We start from the raw sequence: 1,386 nt of genomic DNA on the forward strand, positions 1-1,386 counted from the left end.
GGGAAGAAAGGCTATATGCTGCAAGTAAACGCTGATGAGTATGAAAGCAACGGCGCGCCGGTAGAAAAAGAAGAAGGCCAGGCCAGAGTTACAATCGAGTTGGAGCCAATCGAGAAGATGATCCAAGAAGAAGAGATTGTACTAGAGCCAATATACTTTGACTTTGATAAAGCTGATATCCGTAAACAAGCCGCTTTTGAGTTAGATAAATTAGTATCTATAATGAAGAAGCACCCGGAGATGAAAATCAAGGTAGAAGCGCATACAGATAAGCGCGGGCCACAAAATTATAACCAGCAACTCTCAGAGCGTCGAGCCAAGAGCACGGTAGATTATGTGATATCGCAAGGTATAGACAAGACCAGGATAAACTGGGAAGCCTTTGGCGAGTCTAAACCAAAAGTAGAATGTGACAACTGCACAGAAGAAGAATACCAAGAGAATAGGAGATCTTCATTTAAGATAAAGAAAGAAAAATAAAATAGGTATGTATAAAAAGGTTTCAAATATTTGAAACCTTTTTATATTAATATAATTATAGGATACCCAATCATTAAAATTATATCTATATTTAAGTTATTAAACCCTACTAAAATTTATACTTATGAAAAAAAATACTTTTATCCTTTTATTGGGTTGTGTTTTTTTCTTGTCTTGGCAAGGGCAGGCGCAACTCTTTTCGGAGGATTTTGAGACAGGTTTGGGGCAATTTTCTAATGGTGCCGCTAATGTGGTAGATTGGCAAATTAACACTAACCTTTTTCAGAATGGTACACAGTCCGTAAAAAATGAGTACGGCGCAAATAGTGACAATATTTTGTACCAGACAAACCCTATCGATCTTTCAGCGGCAAACAATCCGCAACTATCTTTTTGGCATATTGCAAAATTGGAAGGAGGCTATGACGAAGCTATTGTAGAAATTTCTACCGATGGTGGCGCCACTTTTACTCCTTTTACAGATGCCGATTATTTAGGAAATGGTATAACGATAGATCCGGGTACCTTTAACGAAGATTCTTATTCGCAATGGGGTACATTAGGAACAGACATACCTATTAACACCTGGTGGAAACGTGAAACTTTTGATCTGTCTGCATACAATACCGCTACAGTAGTAGTGCGTTTTCGCTTAACTTCTGATAGTATTGTGCAGAGAGAAGGTTGGTATTTAGATAATGTAGAAATTTTAGAAATCACTTGTCCTAAGCCTTCTGAAATTGTAATAGATCAAATCACCGCTAACGCAGCTGATATAAGCTGGACTTCTGGTGGTTCCGAAACCGAGTGGGAAATTCTTTACGGTCCTGCTGGTTTTAATCCTGAAACAGAAGGTAATGCCGTACAAGATACAGATGGAACTATTGGTGAGACCATAACCGGTTT

The 1,386-nt window shown here is 38.4% G+C and carries 2 protein-coding genes; both read left to right on the forward strand.

The window, feature by feature from the left end; genetic code table 11:
* Positions 1–480, forward strand: a 480-nt coding sequence (locus tag FKR84_RS13195) for an OmpA family protein (RefSeq protein WP_141422784.1), incomplete at its 5' end; no start/stop codon positions are given.
* Positions 481–604: 124 nt separating this feature from the next.
* Positions 605–1,386, forward strand: a 782-nt coding sequence (locus FKR84_RS13200; protein WP_233357781.1) for an immune inhibitor A domain-containing protein, incomplete at its 3' end; no start/stop codon positions are given.

The sequence above is a fragment of the Haloflavibacter putidus genome, from assembly GCF_006546625.1.
Classification (GTDB): domain Bacteria; phylum Bacteroidota; class Bacteroidia; order Flavobacteriales; family Flavobacteriaceae; genus Mesonia; species Mesonia putida.